Consider the following 18531-nt stretch of genomic DNA (forward strand, 5'->3'; position numbering starts at 1 on the left):
GTGAATGCGAGGGCCGCCACATTGGGGGCCACGCCATCGGCATAGCGAAAGCTTTTGAACATGGGGCCCCCTGCAGGTTTACTTCTTGATCAGCGCGTTGACGAACCGCGCATCGAAGGTGGACTCGGTGGGCGGCACCGTGGTGATCTGGCCCTTGGCCTTCAGCAGCGTGCCGATGATGTCGCCGCTGGCGAAGTAGGACGTGGTTTCCTTGCCCTTGGCAAAGGCCTTGGGCATCTCACTGAGCGCGATGTTGTGCACGCCGGTGAGCTGCTCTTTCACCTCTTTGGCCGACACGCCCATGGCCTTGCCGATGATGATGGCGGCCTCGTCAGGCTTGGCCTTCATGTAGGCCATGCCGTCCAGGTAGCCCTTGATCACGCCCGAGATCTCGGTGGGCATGGACGCGATCTTCTTCTCGTCAAACACCAGCACGTCGGCGATCAGGCCCGGCGCATCTTTGGACGAGAACACCACGTGGAACTTCTTGCCACCGCCCTGGCTCAGGATCTGCGACAAGCTGGGCTCGTAGGTCACGCCGATGGGCAACTGGCCCGAAGCCATGCCAGCGGGCACGGTTTCCGGCGTCATGCTGACGGCGGTGATGTCCTTGTCGGTAAGCTTGTTGACCTTCAAGGCATAGGACAGCAGGAAGTCGGACGGAGACAGCGGGTTGAAGCCGATCTTCTTGCCCTTGAACTCGCTCACCTTGGTGATGGCCTTGGTGGCCACGATGGCGTCACCGCCGTTGGAGTAGTCGATGGGCATCACGACCTTCTGCATGCGGCCAGCGGCGACCTGGCCAATGACCTGGTCGTACGTGAGCATGCCGCCATCGACCGCGCCGCTGCTGATGGCCGACGGGATCAGGGCCGGATCACTGAAGATCTGCAGCGAGACCTTGAGGTTGTACTTCTTGAAAAGGTCCAGCGCTTCGGCCACGTAGAAGGGCCCGTAGCCGATCCACACGACGGTGCCGATTTTCAGGGAAGTGGCGGCCATGGACGCGCAGGTGGCCAGGGACAAGGCCAGTGCGGTGGCGATTTTGAGAACGCGAAGACGGGGAAATGCCATTGGAAGCTCCTGTTGAAGGGACAAGCGCAGGGGCGAGACGATGTGGATCGACGCTCTCCCGGGCTTTTGTCCCTCCGTGGAGCCTCTTGCGAGGCCGGGGCACTCTTGGACCAGACAAAGATGGCTTGGCAGTCAACCATCGATCGGAACCCTAGTGCCCCTCAGTAGATGATCCGTGCATGTTTTGAAGATGCACCAAAATCGCTCCACCTGCTCTGGTGCTTATGCAATTGGTATGCCAGCTGCATCGTGGTGTCGGTTCAGGCGGCGGTGAGCCAGCCATACAGGCCGCACAGCCTGGTCGGCAATGTCAACGCGTCTGACACGATCTGATGGTTGCGCCAGCCGAACATGCGGCGCGCGCAGGTGTCGGCGTGCCGGTCCACGACCAGGCCATGCACTTGTACGCCGGCAGAGTGCGCTTGGTGGATGGCGTGGCGCGCGTCTTCCACCAGGTGCTGCGGCGTGTGCACATCGATGTCGGACGGGGCGCCATCGGTCAGCACCAGAATGGCCTTCAGGTCGCTTGATTCCTCGGCCAGGCTGGCGGTGGCGTGGCGCAAGGCCGCGCCCAGGCGGGTTGAATGACGCCCCGGCGCCGATGCCAACACCGTGCGCGCGGCCCCATCAATGGGCGTGCCGAAATCGATCAGGCGGTAGTAACTGACCTCGGCACGTGTGTTGGACGAGAAGCCATGCACGGCGATGCGGTCGCCACGGGCTTGCACCGCGTCCGCCAGCATCAGGGCGGCGCTCTTTTCAAGGTCAAGGAAAGACTGCTCGGCATCGCCCAGGCGGTCATTCGTGGATTCGGACAAGTCCAGCAGGACCAGGATGCTGGCGGAGGTGTCGGCCGCAGCACGGCGGGTGAAGCAGCGTGATTCAGCGAAGCGTTGGGCGCGGTGCGCCACCATGAACTCCACCACCGCGTTGAGGTCAAGCTCATCGCCCTCGGGCTGACGCCGCAGACGGCGCCCGCCATTCAAGCGAAGCGAGCGCTTCAGGGCCATGGGCACGGTGGCCGACGCTTGCACCAGCTTGGGCGCGTGCCGCCAGGACGGCAGCTTGTCGATCACCGTGCACCATTTCGGGCGCAGCATCGACAGGCGGTGATCCCATTCTGGGTAGAGGTGCTGGCTGAGGGGCACTTCTTCGGTGCTCACGTCCAACCTGTCGCCATCACTGGGCTGCTCCATAGACTGGGCCTGGGGCGGGCGTTGCTGGGGCACGTGCAAGGCCAGTTCAGGCGGCGGGTCGGCGGATGAGATGTCGTGCTGCCACAGGAAGGTGTTGTCATCACGGTAAGGGGCCGACACCTGGTACTGGCCGGGCCGAAAGGCCACGCGCGCCTGCCCCAGGTCGTGAACCAAGGTCAAGGCGATCTGACGGAATCCTTCCCGGTGGTTCAGATCGGCCGCTTGCGCGTCGAACAGGGTGCGCGCCTTGTGGACCCAATGGTGATCGTCCCGGTAGCCCGGGTCCATCAGCGCCAGATCAAGGCGAGAGATCAGCGCCGCAAAGCCGATGCCGTCCAACTGAACGGCCAGGCGCAATGGATTGAGGAACCAGCTGCGCATGCCTGGGTGTTCGCGCAAAAGCAGGCGCTCGACACGGGCGTCTTCCAGGGCCGACATCAGCGCCACAGTCATCGGCTTGAGGCCGGCGCAAGGCACCGATGGCGTCGAGTATTTCAAGTGGGCCACGGCGTGCGCCACCGCAGCGCGGCCAAGTTGGTGGTGGTCCAAGCCTGTTGGCACGACCATGTCATGCGGCAGCAAGAGATGGGTGGGTGTCAGCACAGGACGCGAAGGCAGGCCCTCCGGCGCGGAAGAGCCGCCGGGCTGGAGGATCAGGTCCAGGCCGGACAAGCCGCGCGCCAACCAATGCAGAGGCGGCAAGGTGCTCAGCCACACGCTGTCATCTTTCACCGAGGCCTCGCCTGCACTCATGCCCCAACCTGCTGCCCAAACTGCGCCTCCACCAGATCGCGCAGGGTTCGCGTCATGTCCGGGTCATCGGTCAAGGCATGGGTCAGGGCCATGTCGCAACTTTCACGCGCATTCAGGCCAGAGCCGATCAACAGCCCAGCGTAGATCAGCATGCGGGTCGACATGCCTTCGTCCAACCCCCTGCCCTTCAAGGCCCGCGATTGGTGGGCGATGCGCACCAGCTTCATGGCCACGCCCGCCGCCACGCCGGTTTCATGCGACACGATGCCCGCCTCGATGTCCAGCGGCGGGTAGTCGAACTCCATCGCCGCGAAGCGCTGGCGGGTCGACGTCTTCATGTCCTTGGACCGGCTTTGGTAGCCGGGGTTGTAGGACACGATCAACTGGAAATCCGGGTGGGCGTGGACCACCTCGCCCTTCTTGTCCAGCGGCAGCATGCGCCGCGCATCGGTGAGCGGGTGGATCACCACGGTGGTGTCCTGGCGGGCCTCCACCACCTCATCAAGGTAGCAGATGCCGCCATGGCGCACGGCCAGGGTCAGCGGCCCGTCGTGCCAGGTCGTGCCCTCGGCATCCAGCAGATAGCGCCCGACCAGGTCGGACGCCGTCATGTCTTCATTGCAGGCCAGCGTGACCAAGGGCCGGTCGAGCTTCCAGGCCATGTGCTCTACGAAGCGCGTCTTGCCGCAGCCGGTGGGGCCCTTGAGCAGCAAGGGCATGCGGTGCCGCCAGGCGTGCTCGAACAGCGCGACTTCGTTCCCCGTCGCCTGGTAGAAGGGCTCGACGGGGATGCGGTAAGTGTCGAGCGCCATCATCAACGGTGCGTCGGTGGCGTGTTGGGAATGCCCTCGATCGGGCATTCGGGCGTGCCGGCGGTTGAGCGGGTGATGGATTCGACCATCTCGCGCGTGCCCTCGGGGTCGTTCACCCACTTGCTGTAGAACTCGAAGGGGCAGGCCGCCACGCCCTTGGCGTCTTCGCCCGAGTTGATCTTGCCGGTGTAGCCGCGGTGCACCAGCTTGTAGAGGTGGTTGTTGGACTGCTGGTTCTTGCGTGCATCGCGGATCGAGCTGACCGACATCTCGGCGTACTGGATACCCATCTCTTCGGTGCCGCACTCGCCCAGGCTGCGGCCGTCGTAGCCCACCAAGGCGGAGTGCCCGAAGTAGCTGTACACGCCATCAAAGCCAGTGGCATTGGCCACGGCCACGTAAACGTTGTTCATCCAGGCCATGCACTTGGCCACCATGATCTGCTGCTCTTTGGCGGGGTACATGTAGCCCTGGCAGCGCACGATCAACTCGGCGCCGCGCATGGCGCAATCGCGCCAGATCTCGGGGTAGTTGCCGTCGTCGCAAATGATGAGGCTGATCTTCATGCCCTTGGGGCCGTCGGACACGTAGGTGCAGTTGCCCGGGTACCAGCCTTCGATGGGCGTCCACGGCATGATCTTGCGGTACTTCTGGACGATCTCGCCCTGGTTGTTCATCAGGATGAGCGTGTTGTAGGGCGCCTTGTGGGGGTGCTCTTCGTGGCGCTCGCCGGTGAGCGAGAACACGCCCCACACATTGGCCTTGCGGCAGGCGGCGGCGAAGATGTCGGTCTCATCGCCGGGCACGGTCGAGGCGGTGTCGTACATCTCTTTCGCGTCGTACATGATGCCGTGGGTGGAATATTCCGGAAACACAACCAGGTCCATGCCAGGCAGGCCCTGCTTCATGCCGACCAGCATCTCGCCAATTTTGCGGGCGTTGTCCAGCACCTCGGCCTTGGTGTGCAGGCGGGGCATCTTGTAGTTGACGACCGCCACGCCGACGGTGTCGTTGCTGCTGCCAATGTCGCCGTGTCTCATGAGGAACTCCTGGGAAAAGTGAGGGGATTGATTTGTCAAAGCAAGAATCGGACAAGCCAACAAAAAGGCCCAAACCGGAACAAGCCGGTTTGGGCCTTTTGGAAAATTCGCGCTGACGGGGGTCGATCAGGCCCGCATCGCGGGTTGGTCCTCGTACATCTCGTCCACCAAGTGCTGGTAGCGGTCAATCACGGCCTTGCGCTTGACCTTCAAGGTCGGCGTCAAATCACCGCCTTCGATGGACAAGGCCCTGGGTAGCACGCTGAACTTGCGGATGTGCGCCACCCGCGCCTGCCGGGCATTGACCTCGTCAATGCCTCGTTGCAATGCTTCCAGCACCAGCGGGTGGCGATGCAGCTCCGGGCCGCTGATCAGGCTGGCCGCGGCCAAGGCCGCCAAGGCATCCTGGTTGACCGTCAGCAAGGCGCTGAGGTAGTGGCGCCCATCGCCGCAGACCACCGCGTGCTCCACCAGTGGCACGGTCATCAGGTCGGACTCGATGTTGGCTGGCGAGATGTTTTTGCCGCCCGAGGTGATCAACAGGTCCTTCTTGCGCCCGGTGATGTACAGGTAGCCATCGGCATCGATGTGGCCCAGGTCACCGCTGAACAGCCAGTCGCCGTCCATGGCCGCGGCCGTGGCCTGGGGGCTGCCCGCGTAGCCTTGAAAGATGTGCGGCCCGCGCACCATGATTTCGCCATCGGCCGCGATGCGCATGTCCACGCCCGTCAAGGGCCGCCCCACCGAGCCGATGCGCGTGGCGCCGTCGGTGCTCAGGCTGGTGGCCCCGCAGGTTTCCGATTGCCCGTAGACCTCGCGGATGACCAGGTCCAGCCCGGTCATGAACTTGAGCTTTTCGGCCGCGATCGGCGCCGCGCCCGATGACAACATGTGCGCCTGGTCCAGCCCGATGGCCGCTTTCACCTTCTGGTGGATCAGCTTGCCCGCCCATTGCTTTTGCCAGCTCAACCACGCACCGGGCTGGCGCCCATCCAGGATCGCGCCGTGCCATTGCTGGCCCACGCGCAAAGCCCAAGCCGCCAGGTGCTTCTTCACCCCAGTGGCTGCCGCCAGCTTGGCCTGGATGCCCGCGTGCATCTTCTCCCACACGCGCGGCACGCCAAAGAAAATGGTCGGGCGGACTTCTCTGAGGTGCTCACCCAACTCGTCCAGGCTGCGCGCAAAGTAGATGGGAAAGCCCACCAGCGCTGGCGTGTGGATGCTCACCATCTGCTCGGCCACATGCGCCAGCGGCAGGTAGGAAATGACCCGCTCTTGCGCGGTGGCCGCGAGCGCTTGGCCCAGCGCCGTGGCGCTCCAGGCCAGGTTGGCATGCGACAGCACCACTGCCTTGGGCGGCCCCGTGGTGCCCGAGGTGTAGATGTGGGTGCCCGGATCGCTGGGTTGCAACTCGTGCAGGCGCCGCTCCACCAGCGTCTGCAGGCGCACCTCGCCCAGCGCCACGAAATCGACCCATGACAGGGCACCGCCCAGGGCGGTCGCGCCCTTCATCAGGATGACCTGGCGCAGGTGCGGCAACTGAGCGCGCAAGGCCGCCACCTGTTGGTGCCGCTCATCGCTGTCCACCAGCAGCACCGGGCTGCGCGAGTGCTTGAGCACGTACTCGATCTCGTTGGGAGGACTGGTCCAGTAGATGCCAGCCGGCACGGCGCCGATCATCATGGCGGCCATGTCCATGATGGCCCACTCGGGCCGGTTGAAGCCCAGCACGCACACCACGTCGCCCGGGTTCACATTCAGGGCCAGCAGGGCGCGCGCGGCGGCATCAACCTGGTCGCCATAATCGTTCCACGTGGTCGCCTTCCAGCCCTCGGCCCCGCGCACAAAGTAGGCGGGCTGGTCAGCGTGGCGCAAAGCCGTCTGCACAAAGCGGGCAGGCGTGGAAACGAAATTTTGCATGGGCCCATGCTAGGCCTTGATGACGTTAACGTCAATTTGATATCCATTGGGTAAAACGCTCATAGGTCTCGTCACCGCTGGTCGCTACAGTGCGTCAGGCTGGAGGAGCGTCCGCCCATGTCAGTCGCCATGCCCGAGAGCGATCCCGCTCTGATGCAAGATGTGTTTGACGACCAGGGCTCGACCGCCCTGCGTTGGCGCGCCTCCACGGCCACCGAACGCATCGCCCGTCTGGCCAAGCTGCGCGAGGTCATCCTGGCCCACCGCAAGGCGCTTTACCAGGCCTTTCAGCAAGATTTTCGCAAGCCCGAAACCGAGGTCGAAGGCTACGAGATCATCCCCATCCTGGACGAAGTCCGCCACGCCATCGCGCACCTCAAGGCCTGGATGAAGCCCACGCGCGTCAGGCCCACGCTGCTGACCTGGGGCAACCGCGCCTGGGTGCAGCACCAGCCACGCGGCCGCTGCCTGATCATCGCCCCCTGGAACTACCCGCTCAACCTGTCGATCTGCCCTTTGATTTCGGCCATCGCGGCAGGCAACACGGTCATCCTCAAGCCCTCGGAGATGGCGCCACACGTCAGCGCCGTGCTGGCCCGCATCATCGCCACCGTGTTCAAGCTGGACGAGGTGGCCGTGTTCGAAGGCAGCCTGCCCACCGCACAGGCTTTGCTCGACCAACCCTTTGACCACATCTTCTTCACGGGTTCGCCCGCCGTGGGCAAGCTGGTGATGGCCGCCGCCGCCAAACACCTGAGCAGCATCACCCTGGAGCTGGGCGGCAAGTCGCCCACCATCGTGGACGAGACCGCCGATGTGGACCAGGCCGCCGAAACCATCCTGTGGGGCAAGTTGATCAACGCCGGGCAAACCTGCCTGGCGCCAGATCACCTGTATGTGCACGAACACGTCAAGGCGCGCTTCCTGGCCGCTTGCCAGAAGGTGCTGCACGCGCGCTATGGCGACAGCGCACTGGCGCAAAAAACAGCCCCGACCTGGCCCGCATCGTCAACCCACGGCACACCCAGCGTCTGCAAGCCATGCTGGACGATGCCGTGCAGCGAGGCGCCACCGTGTTGGCCGGCGGTGAGGTCGATGTGCCGCAATGCTATGTCGCGCCCACCCTGATCGAAGGCGTGCCCAAGGACGCCGCGCTGCTGCAAGAAGAGATCTTCGGCCCCATCTTCCCGGTGATCGACTACACCGACCTGGACGAAGTGATCGAGCAGATCAACCGCCAACCCAAACCGCTGGCGCTGTACCTGTGGACGAAGGACACGGCCAGGGTGCACCATGTGCTGGCGCACACGAGCTCGGGCGGGGCGTGCGTCAACCACTGCATCGTCCACGTGGCGCACACGGGCCTGCCATTTGGCGGCGTCAACAACTCGGGCGTGGGCAGTTGCCATGGCCACCACGGCTTCAAAGCGTTTTCGCACGAACGCTCGGTGCTGCAAGGCGGCTGGCTGAACTCGATCAGGGTTTTCTTCCCGCCCTACACGGCAGCGCGCCATCGCTTGATCCGCTTCATCTCGGACCGCCTGGCTTGAGCGCACACCAGCATCACCAGCGCACCTTGCCCGTCAACACCTGGTACAGCATCACCCAGTCACCCATGAAGCTGTAGATGGGGTGGCTGAAGGTGGCGGGCTTGTTCTTCTCGAACACAAAGTGGCCCACCCACGCGAAGGCATAGCCAATGACGGGCACGCCCAGCAAATAGACCCATTGCCTTGAGACCACCACCGAGGCCAAAGCCACCAGCACGAGCAGTGAACCCATCACGTGCAAGCGGCGGCAGACCAGGTCCGCGTGCTGCGACAGGTAAAAGGGATAAAACGCCTTGAACGAGTTGAAGCGGCTCATGCTTGTCTCCTGCTTGTTGTGACTCACCGTGGCAGGCGTTCCAGCACAGCCTTGACCACGGCCAGAGAATAGCGGCTGGCCACCTCCAGCACAAAGCGTTGAAAGTCCACGTGCGCCGCGTCGTCGGCGCGGTCCGAGATCGTGCGGATCACGGCAAAGGGCACGCCAAAGTCGTGGCACACCTGGGCCAACGCCGCCCCTTCCATTTCCACGGCCAGGGCATCCGGCAAGGCCAGGCGCAAGGCTGCGCTTTCAGCGGTGGTGTCCACAAAGAGGTCACCGCTGATCACCAGGCCCTGGTGGACACGAGGGGCGGACTGAAGCAGGCCGTGCAAGTGGGCTTTGTCCAGCACCTCGCCCGCCACCTGCACAACCAGCGCCACCAGGTCCGCATCGGCCCTCAGGCGGTCAACGCCCAGGCCCGGCAATTCAAAACGAGGGAACAAGGGCGAGGCGTCCATGTCGTGCTGCAGCAAGGCGTCGGCCACCACCACATCGCCCACGCGCACCCCCTCACCCAGGCCACCCGCCACACCCGTGAACAACACGCGGCCGACCGCGAACTCGGTGAGCAGCAAGGTGGTGGTGGTGGCCGCCGCCACCTTGCCGATGCGCGACAGCACGGCCACCACCTCGTGCCCGCACCATTGGCTCAACCAGAAGGTGCGACCAGCCCGCTGCACCTGCTTGTCAGGCGGCATGGCCTGCAACAAGGCACTCAACTCTTCAGGCATGGCCGCCACGATGGCCACGCGCCGCACTGCTTGATTCATGTCCGCCCCCGCCGCTCCAACCATTCAAACAGGCCCATGCCCACCAAACCAGGCCCCGGGCAAAAGCCCGCGATGCCCCAGCCCACGCCAAACCGCAGGCTGCCACCGATCAGACGCCGGTCAATCTGATTCGCGGCCGGCAGCTTCATCGCCTCGCCCAACATCGATACCGTGCGCCGCCGGGCCACCGCCAACGCCATGGCCACTGATGCAGCCCGAGCCATACCGCGTTCCCACCCCCCGGCCTCAATCTGCGGCAAGGTAGCAGATGCCGTTGTTGTGGATCAGCCTGGGCGGCGGGGCTTGGCGGGCCTTGCCCTTGTCATGAAACTGGCACGGTTGCCCGTAAGAGTCTCCAGTTGCTCAATCAAAAAGCGCAGGCTGGTGTCAGGGAACAAATGCTGCGAGCTGACTGAACCAAGCGCCAGCGCCCTTCGGCGTGGCGCTCGGCAATGTGCTGAAGCCGCCCCCAGATCGCGTTCGATGGTGCGGACATCGACCTGGAACTCCTGGGCCCACTGGTGCTTGTCAAGTGACAATGGTGTCACTTTAGACAATGACTTCGACAGCTTGTGCCGGCATCCACCATTTTGCGAGCCCATGAAAAAAGGCCACCTTCTCGAAGGTGGCCTTCAAAGCCTGTGGCATCCGGCGGCCATGCTCAAAACAGAACAGTGACCATGCCGACCAACCCCGGGGGGTCGATGGTTTTGTAATGAGTTCCCTGAGCGGGTGCCGCGTACGGTCATATTTAAGCGTTTCGAAGATTATATCGTCTTATTTCAAACATAGAGTGCAAAAATGATCTCATTGAATCAGAAGTACGCATTAAAGACCTCATGACCGCCCCGGAACCCCACGACCCCCCATTGCTGAGCGAGGAAGCGCGCGACCCGTCGTCCGCCCTCGCCGCCGAGTGCCTGAGCGCCCTGATGGAGCGCCACGGTGTTCCCGCGCGGCAACAAGCGGCCGCCCTGGCGCAGATCACCACCATCTCCATCAGCCAAGCTCGGCGCAAATTGCGGGGCGCGGTGTGGCTGTTTGGCGAGGTACTGGCCGTCACGCAGCATTTCGGCGAATCACTGGACCAGGTCTTTGCTTCACCCGCCTTGACCAGCCCCGCGCCCATCGCCACCCAGGCCGCCCAGTTCCTGGTCGATGGCCAGGCCCTCCCCTGTGAGGTTCGCCTGGGCGCCCAAATCAAGGCCTGGGCACCACCAACCGTGGTCTTGGCCGCCGCGCACGACGCCCAAGGTTGGTGGGTCGCCAGCCCGGCCGCACTGCACGCGCGCGGGCTACAAGGGCCGCACTACCTGGTCGCCCAGGTCTCCATGACCCAGGACAGCCAGGCCAAGCCCACCCGCATCGCCGTGGTCGATGACGACCTGGCCTCGGCCGAAGCTTTGGGCGACTGGTTCAACGAAACCGGTTACCGGGCCGACTCCTTCACCAGCGCCGCCCAATTGCTGGGCACCCCCCTGGCCGACTACGATGCCTTCGTCGTCGACCTGATCCTGGGCGTGGGACAAACCTCGCACGCGCTGGTCGAGCAAATCCGCGCCGCCCGCCCCCAAGCCCCGATCGTGCTGCTGACCGGCCAATTGCGCGGCGGCGTCGCCACCGAAGCCGACCTGACCACGCTGTTGCGCACCCAAGGCGTGGCCTTCTTTGAAAAGCCCGTGCGCCCGGCCGTGCTCACGGCCACCATCCAAAGCAAACTGGACCGCCTGGCCAACAACACACCCGCATGACTCCCACGCAGCCCTGGCCTGTCGATGCCCGACACGCCCACTTGATGACCGGCGTCTCCCTGCTGGCCGCCATCGGCACCCTGCTCATCTGGTTCACCGACCGCCAGCAAGGCCTGACCACCGCGTGGGACCAATGGACCATCCCGATGCTGTCGGCGCTGTACTTCGGCATCAGCGTGTTGCACGTCATCAAGCCGCGTTGCATGCCTTGGGCGCTGCCCCCCACGCTGATCGCCACCAGCGTTTACCTGCTGGTCGCCCTTCACCTGGCCATGGTCGGGCAATCGCTGCCCAAGCTGTACGCCGCGACCTCGCTGACGCAGTTGATCCCGGTTTTTTACGTCATCGCCTTCGTCTCGTGGCCACGCGGCGGGGCGGGGATCAGCGGCCTCACTTACGCTGGCTTGCTGGCCCAGTACCTGTTCAGCCTGCACGCGCCCATGCCCGCCGGCGGCTGGAGCGACGTTCACCAGCTGACCCAAAAAACGCTGCTGGCCTCGGTGGTGATTCACCCCGCCTGCATCCTCGCGCTCAGCTTCATCACCCACCTGCGCGGCCAGCTCAGCACCTCGCAGCAGGAGGCTTTCAAAGGCAAGGAGCGCTTCCTGGCCATGCTCTCGCACGAGATCCGCACCCCGTTGCAAGCCATGCTGGGCAGCATCGACCTGCTGGCCCTCAAACTGCACGGCAGCACTGAGACCCGCGCGCTTGATCGCCTGCGCAACAGCGCCACCCAGCTGGACACCCACCTGCGCGACATCACCGAATTCACCCGCCTGGAAGACCCCGCCTTGCGCATCCAGGCCGACACCTTTGACCTGACCCAGTTGCTGCAGGACCTGCGCGACGACTGGATCGAGCGGGCCCAGTCCAAAGGCTTGACCTTGAGCATCGACATCGCCCCTGATGAGCAAACCAGCCTGCAAACGGTCACGGCCGATGCCACGCGAGTGCGGCAGATCGTCTCCAACCTGATCAGCAATGCTTTGAAATACACGATGGTGGGCGGCGTGACCGTGCACGCCAGCCTGTCACGCCAGCAACGCGGGCGCGCGATGACGATCGTGGTTGAAGACTCCGGCATCGGCATCGCCGCGCATCACCTGGCGGCCATCTTCCAACCCTATGTGCGCCTGGAAGACGCGCGCGCGCTGCGCGTCGATGGCTCCGGTCTGGGCCTGGCCGTGGTCCAACGCCTGGTGGATCGCCTGGGCGGGCGACTGCACGTGGACAGCCACCCCGATCGCGGCAGCCGCTTCACCGTGGAGCTGCCCATGGCGGACAATGGCTGATCACGCATCACCATTGGTCCCAGCCCATGAGCACCACGCCCCACGCCAGCCCCGCCCACACCCTGCCCCTGGGCACCCCTTTGTCACCGGCGGCCACGCGCGTCATGCTGCTGGGCTCGGGCGAGTTGGGCAAGGAAGTACTGATCGCCCTGCAGCGCCTGGGCGTTGAAACCATCGCCGTCGACCGCTACGACAACGCCCCCGGTCAGCAAGTGGCCCACCACAGCCGCACGATCACGATGAGCGATACCGACCAGTTGCGCGCCCTGATCCTGGCCGAGCGCCCGCACCTGGTCGTGCCCGAGATCGAGGCCATTGCCACCTCGGTGCTGGAAGAACTGGAAGCGCAAGGCGTGGTGCGCGTCATCCCCACCGCCCGCGCCGCGCGCCTGACCATGGACCGCGAAGGCATCCGCCGCCTCGCCGCCGAAACCCTGTCGCTGCCCACCAGCCCTTACGTGTTCGCCGGTTCATTGCAAGAACTGCAAGCCGCCATCGACGACAAGATTGGCTATCCCTGCATCGTCAAGCCCGTGATGAGCTCGTCCGGCAAAGGCCAGAGCAAGATCGATGGCCCGGCCGGTGTTGAGAAAGCGTGGGATGACGCCATGGCGGGCGGGCGCGTCAGCCATGGCCGCGTCATCGTCGAAGGCTTCATCGATTTCGACTACGAGATCACCTTGCTGACCGTGCGCTCGGTGAACGCCCAAGGGCAGATCGAAACCCAGTTCTGCGCCCCCATTGGCCACCTGCAGGTCAGCGGCGACTATGTGGAAAGCTGGCAGCCCCATCCCATGCACCCCGGCGCACTGGTCAAGGCGCAAGCCATTGCCAAAGCCGTGACCGACGACCTGGGCGGCCAGGGCTTGTTTGGTGTGGAGCTGTTCGTCAAGGGCGCGCAGGTGTGGTTCAGCGAGGTGAGCCCACGCCCGCACGACACGGGCCTGGTCACCCTGACCACGCAGGTGCAAAGCGAGTTTGAACTGCACGCCCGCGCCATCCTGGGGCTGCCGGTGAACACGGCCCTGCGCACGCCCGGCGCCTCGGCCGTCATCTATGGCGGTGTCGATGCCCAGGCCATGGTGTTTGAGGGCGTGGCCGACGCGCTGCGCGTGCCCAACACCGACTTGCGCCTGTTCGGCAAACCCGAGAGTTTCGCCAAGCGCCGCATGGGCGTGGCCCTTGCGTTTGATGCCGATGTGGACGTGGCCCGCGCGCGCGCCAAAGAGGCGGCTGGCAAGGTCAGGCCCAGGGCGGCTTCGGCCACTTGACTTTGTTGGTGGGGTGCTTTTTGGGGGAGCGGCTCCACCCACGCCACGCCAAGCTGCGCGCCACGGCGGCTCATGAACATCGGTTTGGGCAATTCTGTGGCAGACTCCAGCCATCCCCTGAAAGGGTTAGATGGAATGCATGCAAACTGTCCCGATAATGACAGTCGCCGCGCCCACCAGCCCCCTCGGATGCACCTCAGTATCTTTCAAAAAAGCCAACATCATGAGCAACTCTGAAACCGTACATCCTGGCGCCATCCTGCGCAGTCAATTCATGGCCCGCCACAGTTTGTCAGCCAGCGGACTGGCCATTCGGCTGCACGTGCCGGCGCCCCGCGTGAACGACATCGTGCGCGAGCGCCGCGGCATCAGCCCTGATTCGGCGCTGCGCCTGGCCCGATTCTTTGGCACGCCCGCCCAGTTCTGGATGGACCTGCAAACCGCCTACGATCTGAAAGTGGCCGCGCAATTGGCGGGTGAGCAAATCCGACGCGAAGTGCTGCCGGCGGCAGATTCGGTCCACGCGCCGGACGCCGTCGCGGCCTGAAAAAGGCCGCTTGAAGGGTTGCTGCATTCGACAACCCAGCGGTAACCCGGCCCGGTTAAGCGCTCGCCTAACCCGGGCACGCCGATTCGGTCACTGAAAAGCGACCTCGGCAAAGCTGCGCAGCTTGCGGCTGTGCAACTGCCCCGCGCGGTTGCCACGCAAGCGCTCAATGGCCCGCAGGCCAATGCGCAAGTGCTGGTCCACCCGCTCCCGGTAGAACTGATTGGCCATGCCCGGCAGCTTGAGCTCACCATGCAAAGGCTTGTCACTCACGCACAGCAAGGTGCCGTAGGGCACGCGGAACCTGAAACCGTTGGCGGCAATCGTGGCGCTTTCCATGTCCAGGGCCACCGCGCGGCTCTGGCTGAAGCGCCGCTCCGGCCCACGGTGTGGCAGCAGCTCCCAATTGCGGTTGTCGGTCGACGCCACCGTGCCCGTGCGCATGATGCGCTTGAGCTCATAGCCATTGAGCTGTGTCACATCGGCCACCGCACCTTCCAGCGCCAGCTGGATTTCTGCCAGCGGCGGGATCGGCACCCACAAAGGCAGGTCTTCGTCCAGCACGTGGTCTTCGCGCACATAACCGTGGGCCAACACATAGTCGCCCAGTTGCTGTGAATTGCGCAGCCCGGCGCAGTGGCCCAGCATGATCCAGGCGTGCGGGCGCAGCACCGCGATGTGGTCGGTGATGGTCTTGGCATTGGCCGGGCCCACGCCGATGTTGACCATGGTGATGCCACTGCGGTCGGCGCGCATCAGGTGGTAGGCCGGCATCTGCGGCAAGCGCGGCGGCACAGCCCCCTTCAGATCCCCCGCCTCGGCCGGGGCGCCCACCCGGCGCGTCACCACGTTGCCCGGCTCGACAAAGGCGATGCAATCGTCGTCGTCGCGGGGGTTGGCCGGATCAGGCGCAGTCCGCATCAGCTCCAGGCCCATGCGCACGAATTCATCGATGTAGAACTGGTAGTTGGTGAACAACACGAAGTTCTGGAAGTGCTCGGGCGAAGTGCCGGTGTAGTGGCGCAGCCGGTGCAGCGAGTAATCCACGCGCGGCGCCGTGAACAGGGCCAGGGCACGGGGGCCGCCATGGCTGGTCTCATACGTGCCGTTGGCGATGCCATCGTCCATCGAGGCCAGGTCAGGCAGGTCAAACTGGTCGCGCAGCAGCAAGCGGCGGTCGGCGGGCAAACTGCCTTCGAGGTGGTCGTTCTCGGCCAGCGAGAAATGCACCGGGATCGGCTCGTTGCTCAGGCCCACCTCCAGCGACACGCCGTGGTTCGTGAGCAGCAGTTCAAGTTGCTCGCGGTAGTAGTCGGCGTACAGGTCCGGGCGCGTCAGCGTGGTCTCATAAATGCCGGGGCCGGCCACAAAACCGTAAGACAAGCGGGAGTCGGCACGCGCCACCGTGTCGGTTTGAATGCGCACGAAAGGGTACTTGGCGCGCACATGCTCTTTGAAGGTCTCGCCGCCAACGAAGCGGTGCAAGGCATCGCGCAGGTAATTGATCTGCGAATCGTAGAGCTCGTTGATTCGGGCCAAGGCGGCCGGGGCAGTGTCATAACTCTGAGTCTGGAACTTCGGGGCGTCCATACCACTCCTGGGCAGCAGTCAATACAGCCCCATTGTGCGCCAGCGCACGCACCGCCATTGTCGTCAGTGCCCGACACCTTTTTCAGGCGCGCCCACCTTGGCTTCGGTGACAAAGGCGATGCGGCTCAAGCCCGCTTGTTGCAGCAAGCCAATCAACTCCGCCACCCGGCCGTAAGACACGGCTTCGTCGGCGCGCAACTGCACTTCGGTGTCGGCGCTTTGCCGCGCGGCCTCTTTAGCCTGGGCGACCAGACCGGGTGCGGTCACCACGCTGTCATTCAAATAAGTTTGGCCATCGGCCGACAGCGAAATCATCAGGCTGCGCGGCGTGGCATCCGACTGCTTGGCATCGGCCTTGGGCAGGTTCAGCTTGAGGCTGGACGTCATCAAAGGCGCGGTCAGCATGAAGATCACCAACAGCACCAGCATGACATCGATCAGTGGCGTCATGTTGATCTCGCTCATGGGCTGGGCGCCCTGGCGTCGTTCAAGTCGGCCGAATGCCATGGCGTGCGTGCTCCGTTGGTGCTCAGGCGTCGGGGCTTGCACCGTGGGCTGGATGGCCCAGCACGGCTTCGCGCAGGTCGTGGGCAAAACCTTCCAGATCGGCTTCGCAGGCCGACACGATCTTGCCGAAGATGTTGTAGGCCAGGACGGCTGGGATGGCCACGGCCAGGCCCGCCGCCGTCATGATCAAAGCCTCGCCCACGGGGCCAGCCACCTTGTCCAGGCTGACCGAACCATCGTTGCTGATGCCCATCATGGCGTGGTAAATACCCCAAACGGTGCCTAGCAAGCCCACGAAGGGCGAGACCGCACCGACGGAGGCCAGCAGCACCTGCCCGGCCTGCAAACGCGCCAGCACCTGATGCAGGCTGTCGCGCAGGCGACGGGTGAGTTGCGCCTCGGGCTGCACCTGGGCTTCCAGGCTGCCCGGCTGCGACACCACTTGGGCCGCGTCGACCAGGGGCAGCAGCACGGCTTCGCGGTCCAGCGACTGGAGGGTCTGCCGGGCCGAAGCCAAGTCAGCGGCACGCCAGAAGGCCGGCACGCCACGCGCCAGGTCGTGGCGAGCACGGGCCAACATCCAGCCCTTCCAGAGAATGACCACCCAGGCGCCCATCGACATCAGCAGCAGCAAGGCTGCCACCGCCTTGGAGATGGCATCACCCTGCGCCCACAAATGCGACAGACCGGTCATGCGCTGAGTTCCAGGACGTCGTCCATGCTGAACAGGCCGTGGGGCTGGTTCGCCAAAAAGCGCACCGCGCGCAAGCTGCCCTGGGCGTAGGTGGAGCGGCTGGACGACTTGTGCGTGATCTCGATGCGCTCGCCAATGCCGGCGAACAGCACGGTGTGGTCGCCGACGATGTCGCCGCCGCGCACGGTGGCAAAGCCAATGGTGCTGGGATCACGCTCGCCGGTCACGCCTTCGCGGCCGTAAACCGCGCAGGATTTAAGGTCGCGGCCCAGGGCCTGGGCCACCACTTCGCCCATCTTCAAGGCGGTACCACTGGGGGCATCGACCTTGTGGCGGTGGTGGGCCTCGATGATCTCGATGTCGTAACCCTCTTTGAGGGCCTTGGCGGCCTGGGCCAGCAGCTTGAGCACCACGTTGACGCCCACGCTCATGTTGGGCGCCATGACGATGGCGATGTCGCGCGCCACATCGCGGATTTCATCGAGCTGGGCGGGCGTGAAACCGGTGGTGCCGATGACCGCCTTGACGCCCAGTTCGCGGCAGACCTTGAGGTGCGCCAGCGTGCCTTCAGGGCGGGTGAAGTCGATCAGGAAGCGCGCGTCTTTCAGGCCAGCGCGCAAATCAGCCGTGATCGCGATGCCGCTGAGCTGGCCGGAAAACGCCAATGCATCGATGCCGATGGCCGGGCTGCTGGCGATGTCCAGGGCGCCGCCCAGGGCGCAGTCATCGGCGGCTTGCACCGCCTCGATCAACATGCGGCCCATGCGGCCGGAGGCGCCCGCGATGGCAATCTTGTGGGTTGCTTGGTGGGTGCTCATGTTTAACGGCCCGATTCCAGCGGTGGGTACTCGCGCACGGCGCCTTGCGGGGTCTTGCGTGCATCCTCGGTCTTGACCGGCACTGGCAAAGCGGCCACTTGGGCCTCGGTCAGGTTGGCCGGCGGTTTTTTGATCTCGGTGGGCTTGTCGATCGAGGCCACGAACTCGTGCTCGCTGGGCAAGGTGTCGGCCTCGAAACGCTCAACCACGTCGCCCTTGAAGAACACGGTGACGCGGCGCTGTTGCTTGGGCACGCCTTGGCGGTGGATCGTGAAGACATAGTCCCAACGATCGGCGTGGAAGGGGTCGGCCAGCAAGGGCGAGCCCAGGATCTCGCGCACCTGAGTTCGGCCCAGCCCGGGCTGGATCTGCGCCATCACCTCTTGGGTGACCACATTGCCCTGCACCACGTCGATCTGGTAGGGCTGGATCACGCCAAACAGGGTTTCGGGCGAGCTCAGGCGAGAGCCGCAGCCGGACAGTGCCAGCAAGGCCAGCGCGGCCACGGGGGCCAACACGGATCGGTTCAAAAGGGATCGGCAAGTCACGGAAATCAACATGGCATCAACGCCCTTGGAAAGGAGCCAGACAGTGTGCATCACAAACCGCTCAACCCGCCCGGCCGGC

At 64.6% G+C, this 18531-nt stretch carries 19 protein-coding genes and 1 riboswitch; of the genes, 6 read left to right on the forward strand and 13 right to left on the reverse strand.

The annotated features are described in order from the left end of the window. Window positions 1-78: 78 nt before the first annotated feature. The 5 genes from H7225_RS00205 to H7225_RS00225 all read right to left on the reverse strand — a co-directional run bounded on the left by H7225_RS00205 (window position 79) and on the right by H7225_RS00225 (window position 6795). On the reverse strand, window positions 79-1074 hold the full coding sequence (locus H7225_RS00205; protein WP_290658428.1) for an ABC transporter substrate-binding protein: 996 nt from the start codon (window positions 1072-1074) through the stop codon (window positions 79-81). A 53-nt stretch (window positions 1075-1127) separates the two neighbouring features. Beyond that, a riboswitch (guanidine-I (ykkC/yxkD leader) is annotated at window positions 1128-1240 on the reverse strand. Between the two features lie 94 nt (window positions 1241-1334). After that, window positions 1335-3023 carry a VWA domain-containing protein gene (locus tag H7225_RS00210; RefSeq protein WP_290658430.1) on the reverse strand — a complete coding sequence of 563 codons (1689 nt, stop codon included), beginning with the start codon at window positions 3021-3023 and terminating at the stop codon, window positions 1335-1337. Then, a complete protein-coding gene (locus tag H7225_RS00215; RefSeq protein ID WP_290658483.1) occupies window positions 3020-3835 on the reverse strand; it encodes a CbbQ/NirQ/NorQ/GpvN family protein in 816 nt (271 codons plus the stop codon). The genes H7225_RS00210 and H7225_RS00215 overlap by 4 nt, the downstream gene beginning before the upstream one ends. Before the next feature lie 2 nt (window positions 3836-3837). Next, on the reverse strand, window positions 3838-4875 hold the full coding sequence (locus tag H7225_RS00220; protein WP_290658432.1) for an aliphatic amidase: 1038 nt from the start codon (window positions 4873-4875) through the stop codon (window positions 3838-3840). A 126-nt stretch (window positions 4876-5001) separates the two neighbouring features. Then, a complete protein-coding gene (locus tag H7225_RS00225; RefSeq protein ID WP_290658434.1) occupies window positions 5002-6795 on the reverse strand; it encodes a long-chain fatty acid--CoA ligase in 1794 nt (597 codons plus the stop codon). A gap of 117 nt (window positions 6796-6912) precedes the next feature. Between H7225_RS00225 and H7225_RS00230 the strand changes: the two genes are divergently transcribed. Next, window positions 6913-7923 carry an aldehyde dehydrogenase family protein gene (locus H7225_RS00230; RefSeq protein ID WP_290658435.1) on the forward strand — a complete coding sequence of 337 codons (1011 nt, stop codon included), beginning with the start codon at window positions 6913-6915 and terminating at the stop codon, window positions 7921-7923. Then, a complete protein-coding gene (locus H7225_RS00235) occupies window positions 7836-8345 on the forward strand; it encodes an aldehyde dehydrogenase family protein (protein ID WP_366481272.1) in 510 nt (169 codons plus the stop codon). Before H7225_RS00230 ends, H7225_RS00235 begins: the two co-directional genes overlap by 88 nt. Before the next feature lie 13 nt (window positions 8346-8358). Here H7225_RS00235 and H7225_RS00240 read toward each other — a convergent pair whose 3' ends face one another. Genes H7225_RS00240 through H7225_RS00250 form a run of 3 tightly spaced genes read right to left on the reverse strand, consistent with a single transcriptional unit; the run spans window position 8359 to window position 9658 of the window. Further along, entirely contained in the window at window positions 8359-8661 is a 303-nt protein-coding gene (locus H7225_RS00240; protein WP_290658437.1) for an Mpo1-like protein, read from the reverse strand. A gap of 23 nt (window positions 8662-8684) precedes the next feature. Further along, window positions 8685-9434: a 5'-methylthioadenosine/adenosylhomocysteine nucleosidase gene (locus H7225_RS00245; protein ID WP_290658439.1), complete on the reverse strand. Its 750-nt coding sequence runs from the start codon at window positions 9432-9434 to the stop codon at window positions 8685-8687. Further along, entirely contained in the window at window positions 9431-9658 is a 228-nt protein-coding gene (locus H7225_RS00250) for a DUF6691 family protein (protein WP_366481273.1), read from the reverse strand. The genes H7225_RS00245 and H7225_RS00250 overlap by 4 nt, the downstream gene beginning before the upstream one ends. Before the next feature lie 615 nt (window positions 9659-10273). Here H7225_RS00250 and H7225_RS00255 point away from each other — a divergent pair. The 4 genes from H7225_RS00255 to H7225_RS00270 all read left to right on the forward strand — a co-directional run bounded on the left by H7225_RS00255 (window position 10274) and on the right by H7225_RS00270 (window position 14295). Continuing rightward, entirely contained in the window at window positions 10274-11185 is a 912-nt protein-coding gene (locus tag H7225_RS00255) for a helix-turn-helix domain-containing protein (protein ID WP_290658441.1), read from the forward strand. A gap of 44 nt (window positions 11186-11229) precedes the next feature. Beyond that, window positions 11230-12477 carry a HAMP domain-containing sensor histidine kinase gene (locus H7225_RS00260; RefSeq protein ID WP_290658442.1) on the forward strand — a complete coding sequence of 416 codons (1248 nt, stop codon included), beginning with the start codon at window positions 11230-11232 and terminating at the stop codon, window positions 12475-12477. Between the two features lie 26 nt (window positions 12478-12503). Further along, a complete protein-coding gene (gene purT, locus H7225_RS00265; RefSeq protein WP_290658444.1) occupies window positions 12504-13748 on the forward strand; it encodes a formate-dependent phosphoribosylglycinamide formyltransferase in 1245 nt (414 codons plus the stop codon). Window positions 13749-13971: 223 nt separating this feature from the next. Further along, on the forward strand, window positions 13972-14295 hold the full coding sequence (locus H7225_RS00270) for a HigA family addiction module antitoxin (RefSeq protein WP_290658446.1): 324 nt from the start codon (window positions 13972-13974) through the stop codon (window positions 14293-14295). Between the two features lie 90 nt (window positions 14296-14385). On the opposite strand, the gene H7225_RS00275 is transcribed toward H7225_RS00270, so the two are convergent. The 5 genes from H7225_RS00275 to H7225_RS00295 all read right to left on the reverse strand — a co-directional run bounded on the left by H7225_RS00275 (window position 14386) and on the right by H7225_RS00295 (window position 18422). Next, window positions 14386-15885 (reverse strand): AMP nucleosidase, encoded by a 1500-nt coding sequence (locus H7225_RS00275; protein WP_290658447.1) that lies wholly within the window; start codon window positions 15883-15885, stop codon window positions 14386-14388. A gap of 63 nt (window positions 15886-15948) precedes the next feature. Further along, window positions 15949-16392 (reverse strand): biopolymer transporter ExbD, encoded by a 444-nt coding sequence (locus H7225_RS00280; RefSeq protein ID WP_290658449.1) that lies wholly within the window; start codon window positions 16390-16392, stop codon window positions 15949-15951. A 22-nt stretch (window positions 16393-16414) separates the two neighbouring features. After that, on the reverse strand, window positions 16415-17086 hold the full coding sequence (locus H7225_RS00285) for a MotA/TolQ/ExbB proton channel family protein (protein WP_290658451.1): 672 nt from the start codon (window positions 17084-17086) through the stop codon (window positions 16415-16417). Then, window positions 17083-17904, reverse strand: a complete 822-nt coding sequence (gene dapB / locus H7225_RS00290; protein WP_290658453.1) for a 4-hydroxy-tetrahydrodipicolinate reductase — start codon at window positions 17902-17904, stop codon at window positions 17083-17085. The genes H7225_RS00285 and dapB overlap by 4 nt, the downstream gene beginning before the upstream one ends. A gap of 2 nt (window positions 17905-17906) precedes the next feature. Then, window positions 17907-18422 (reverse strand): outer membrane protein assembly factor BamE, encoded by a 516-nt coding sequence (locus H7225_RS00295; protein ID WP_290658455.1) that lies wholly within the window; start codon window positions 18420-18422, stop codon window positions 17907-17909. Window positions 18423-18531 lie beyond the last annotated feature (109 nt).

It is taken from the genome of Aquabacterium sp., assembly GCF_014378415.1.
GTDB lineage: Bacteria > Pseudomonadota > Gammaproteobacteria > Burkholderiales > Burkholderiaceae_C > Aquabacterium.

Bases quoted from the DNA above. Each gene is read 5' to 3' on its own strand.
- H7225_RS00270 (WP_290658446.1), top strand. From the start codon at position 13,972: ATGAGCAACTCTGAAACCGTACATCCTGGCGCCATCCTGCGCAGTCAA.
- H7225_RS00210 (WP_290658430.1), bottom strand. From the start codon at position 3,023: ATGAGTGCAGGCGAGGCCTCGGTGAAAGATGACAGCGTGTGGCTGAGC.
- H7225_RS00205 (WP_290658428.1), bottom strand. From the start codon at position 1,074: ATGGCATTTCCCCGTCTTCGCGTTCTCAAAATCGCCACCGCACTGGCC.
- H7225_RS00230 (WP_290658435.1), top strand. From the start codon at position 6,913: ATGTCAGTCGCCATGCCCGAGAGCGATCCCGCTCTGATGCAAGATGTG.
- H7225_RS00215 (WP_290658483.1), bottom strand. From the start codon at position 3,835: ATGGCGCTCGACACTTACCGCATCCCCGTCGAGCCCTTCTACCAGGCG.
- H7225_RS00285 (WP_290658451.1), bottom strand. From the start codon at position 17,086: ATGACCGGTCTGTCGCATTTGTGGGCGCAGGGTGATGCCATCTCCAAG.
- H7225_RS00235 (WP_366481272.1), top strand. From the start codon at position 7,836: ATGCTGGACGATGCCGTGCAGCGAGGCGCCACCGTGTTGGCCGGCGGT.
- H7225_RS00280 (WP_290658449.1), bottom strand. From the start codon at position 16,392: ATGGCATTCGGCCGACTTGAACGACGCCAGGGCGCCCAGCCCATGAGC.
- H7225_RS00220 (WP_290658432.1), bottom strand. From the start codon at position 4,875: ATGAGACACGGCGACATTGGCAGCAGCAACGACACCGTCGGCGTGGCG.
- H7225_RS00250 (WP_366481273.1), bottom strand. From the start codon at position 9,658: ATGGCTCGGGCTGCATCAGTGGCCATGGCGTTGGCGGTGGCCCGGCGG.
- H7225_RS00245 (WP_290658439.1), bottom strand. From the start codon at position 9,434: ATGAATCAAGCAGTGCGGCGCGTGGCCATCGTGGCGGCCATGCCTGAA.
- dapB (WP_290658453.1), bottom strand. From the start codon at position 17,904: ATGAGCACCCACCAAGCAACCCACAAGATTGCCATCGCGGGCGCCTCC.
- H7225_RS00255 (WP_290658441.1), top strand. From the start codon at position 10,274: ATGACCGCCCCGGAACCCCACGACCCCCCATTGCTGAGCGAGGAAGCG.
- H7225_RS00260 (WP_290658442.1), top strand. From the start codon at position 11,230: ATGACCGGCGTCTCCCTGCTGGCCGCCATCGGCACCCTGCTCATCTGG.
- purT (WP_290658444.1), top strand. From the start codon at position 12,504: ATGAGCACCACGCCCCACGCCAGCCCCGCCCACACCCTGCCCCTGGGC.
- H7225_RS00275 (WP_290658447.1), bottom strand. From the start codon at position 15,885: ATGGACGCCCCGAAGTTCCAGACTCAGAGTTATGACACTGCCCCGGCC.
- H7225_RS00240 (WP_290658437.1), bottom strand. From the start codon at position 8,661: ATGAGCCGCTTCAACTCGTTCAAGGCGTTTTATCCCTTTTACCTGTCG.
- H7225_RS00225 (WP_290658434.1), bottom strand. From the start codon at position 6,795: ATGCAAAATTTCGTTTCCACGCCTGCCCGCTTTGTGCAGACGGCTTTG.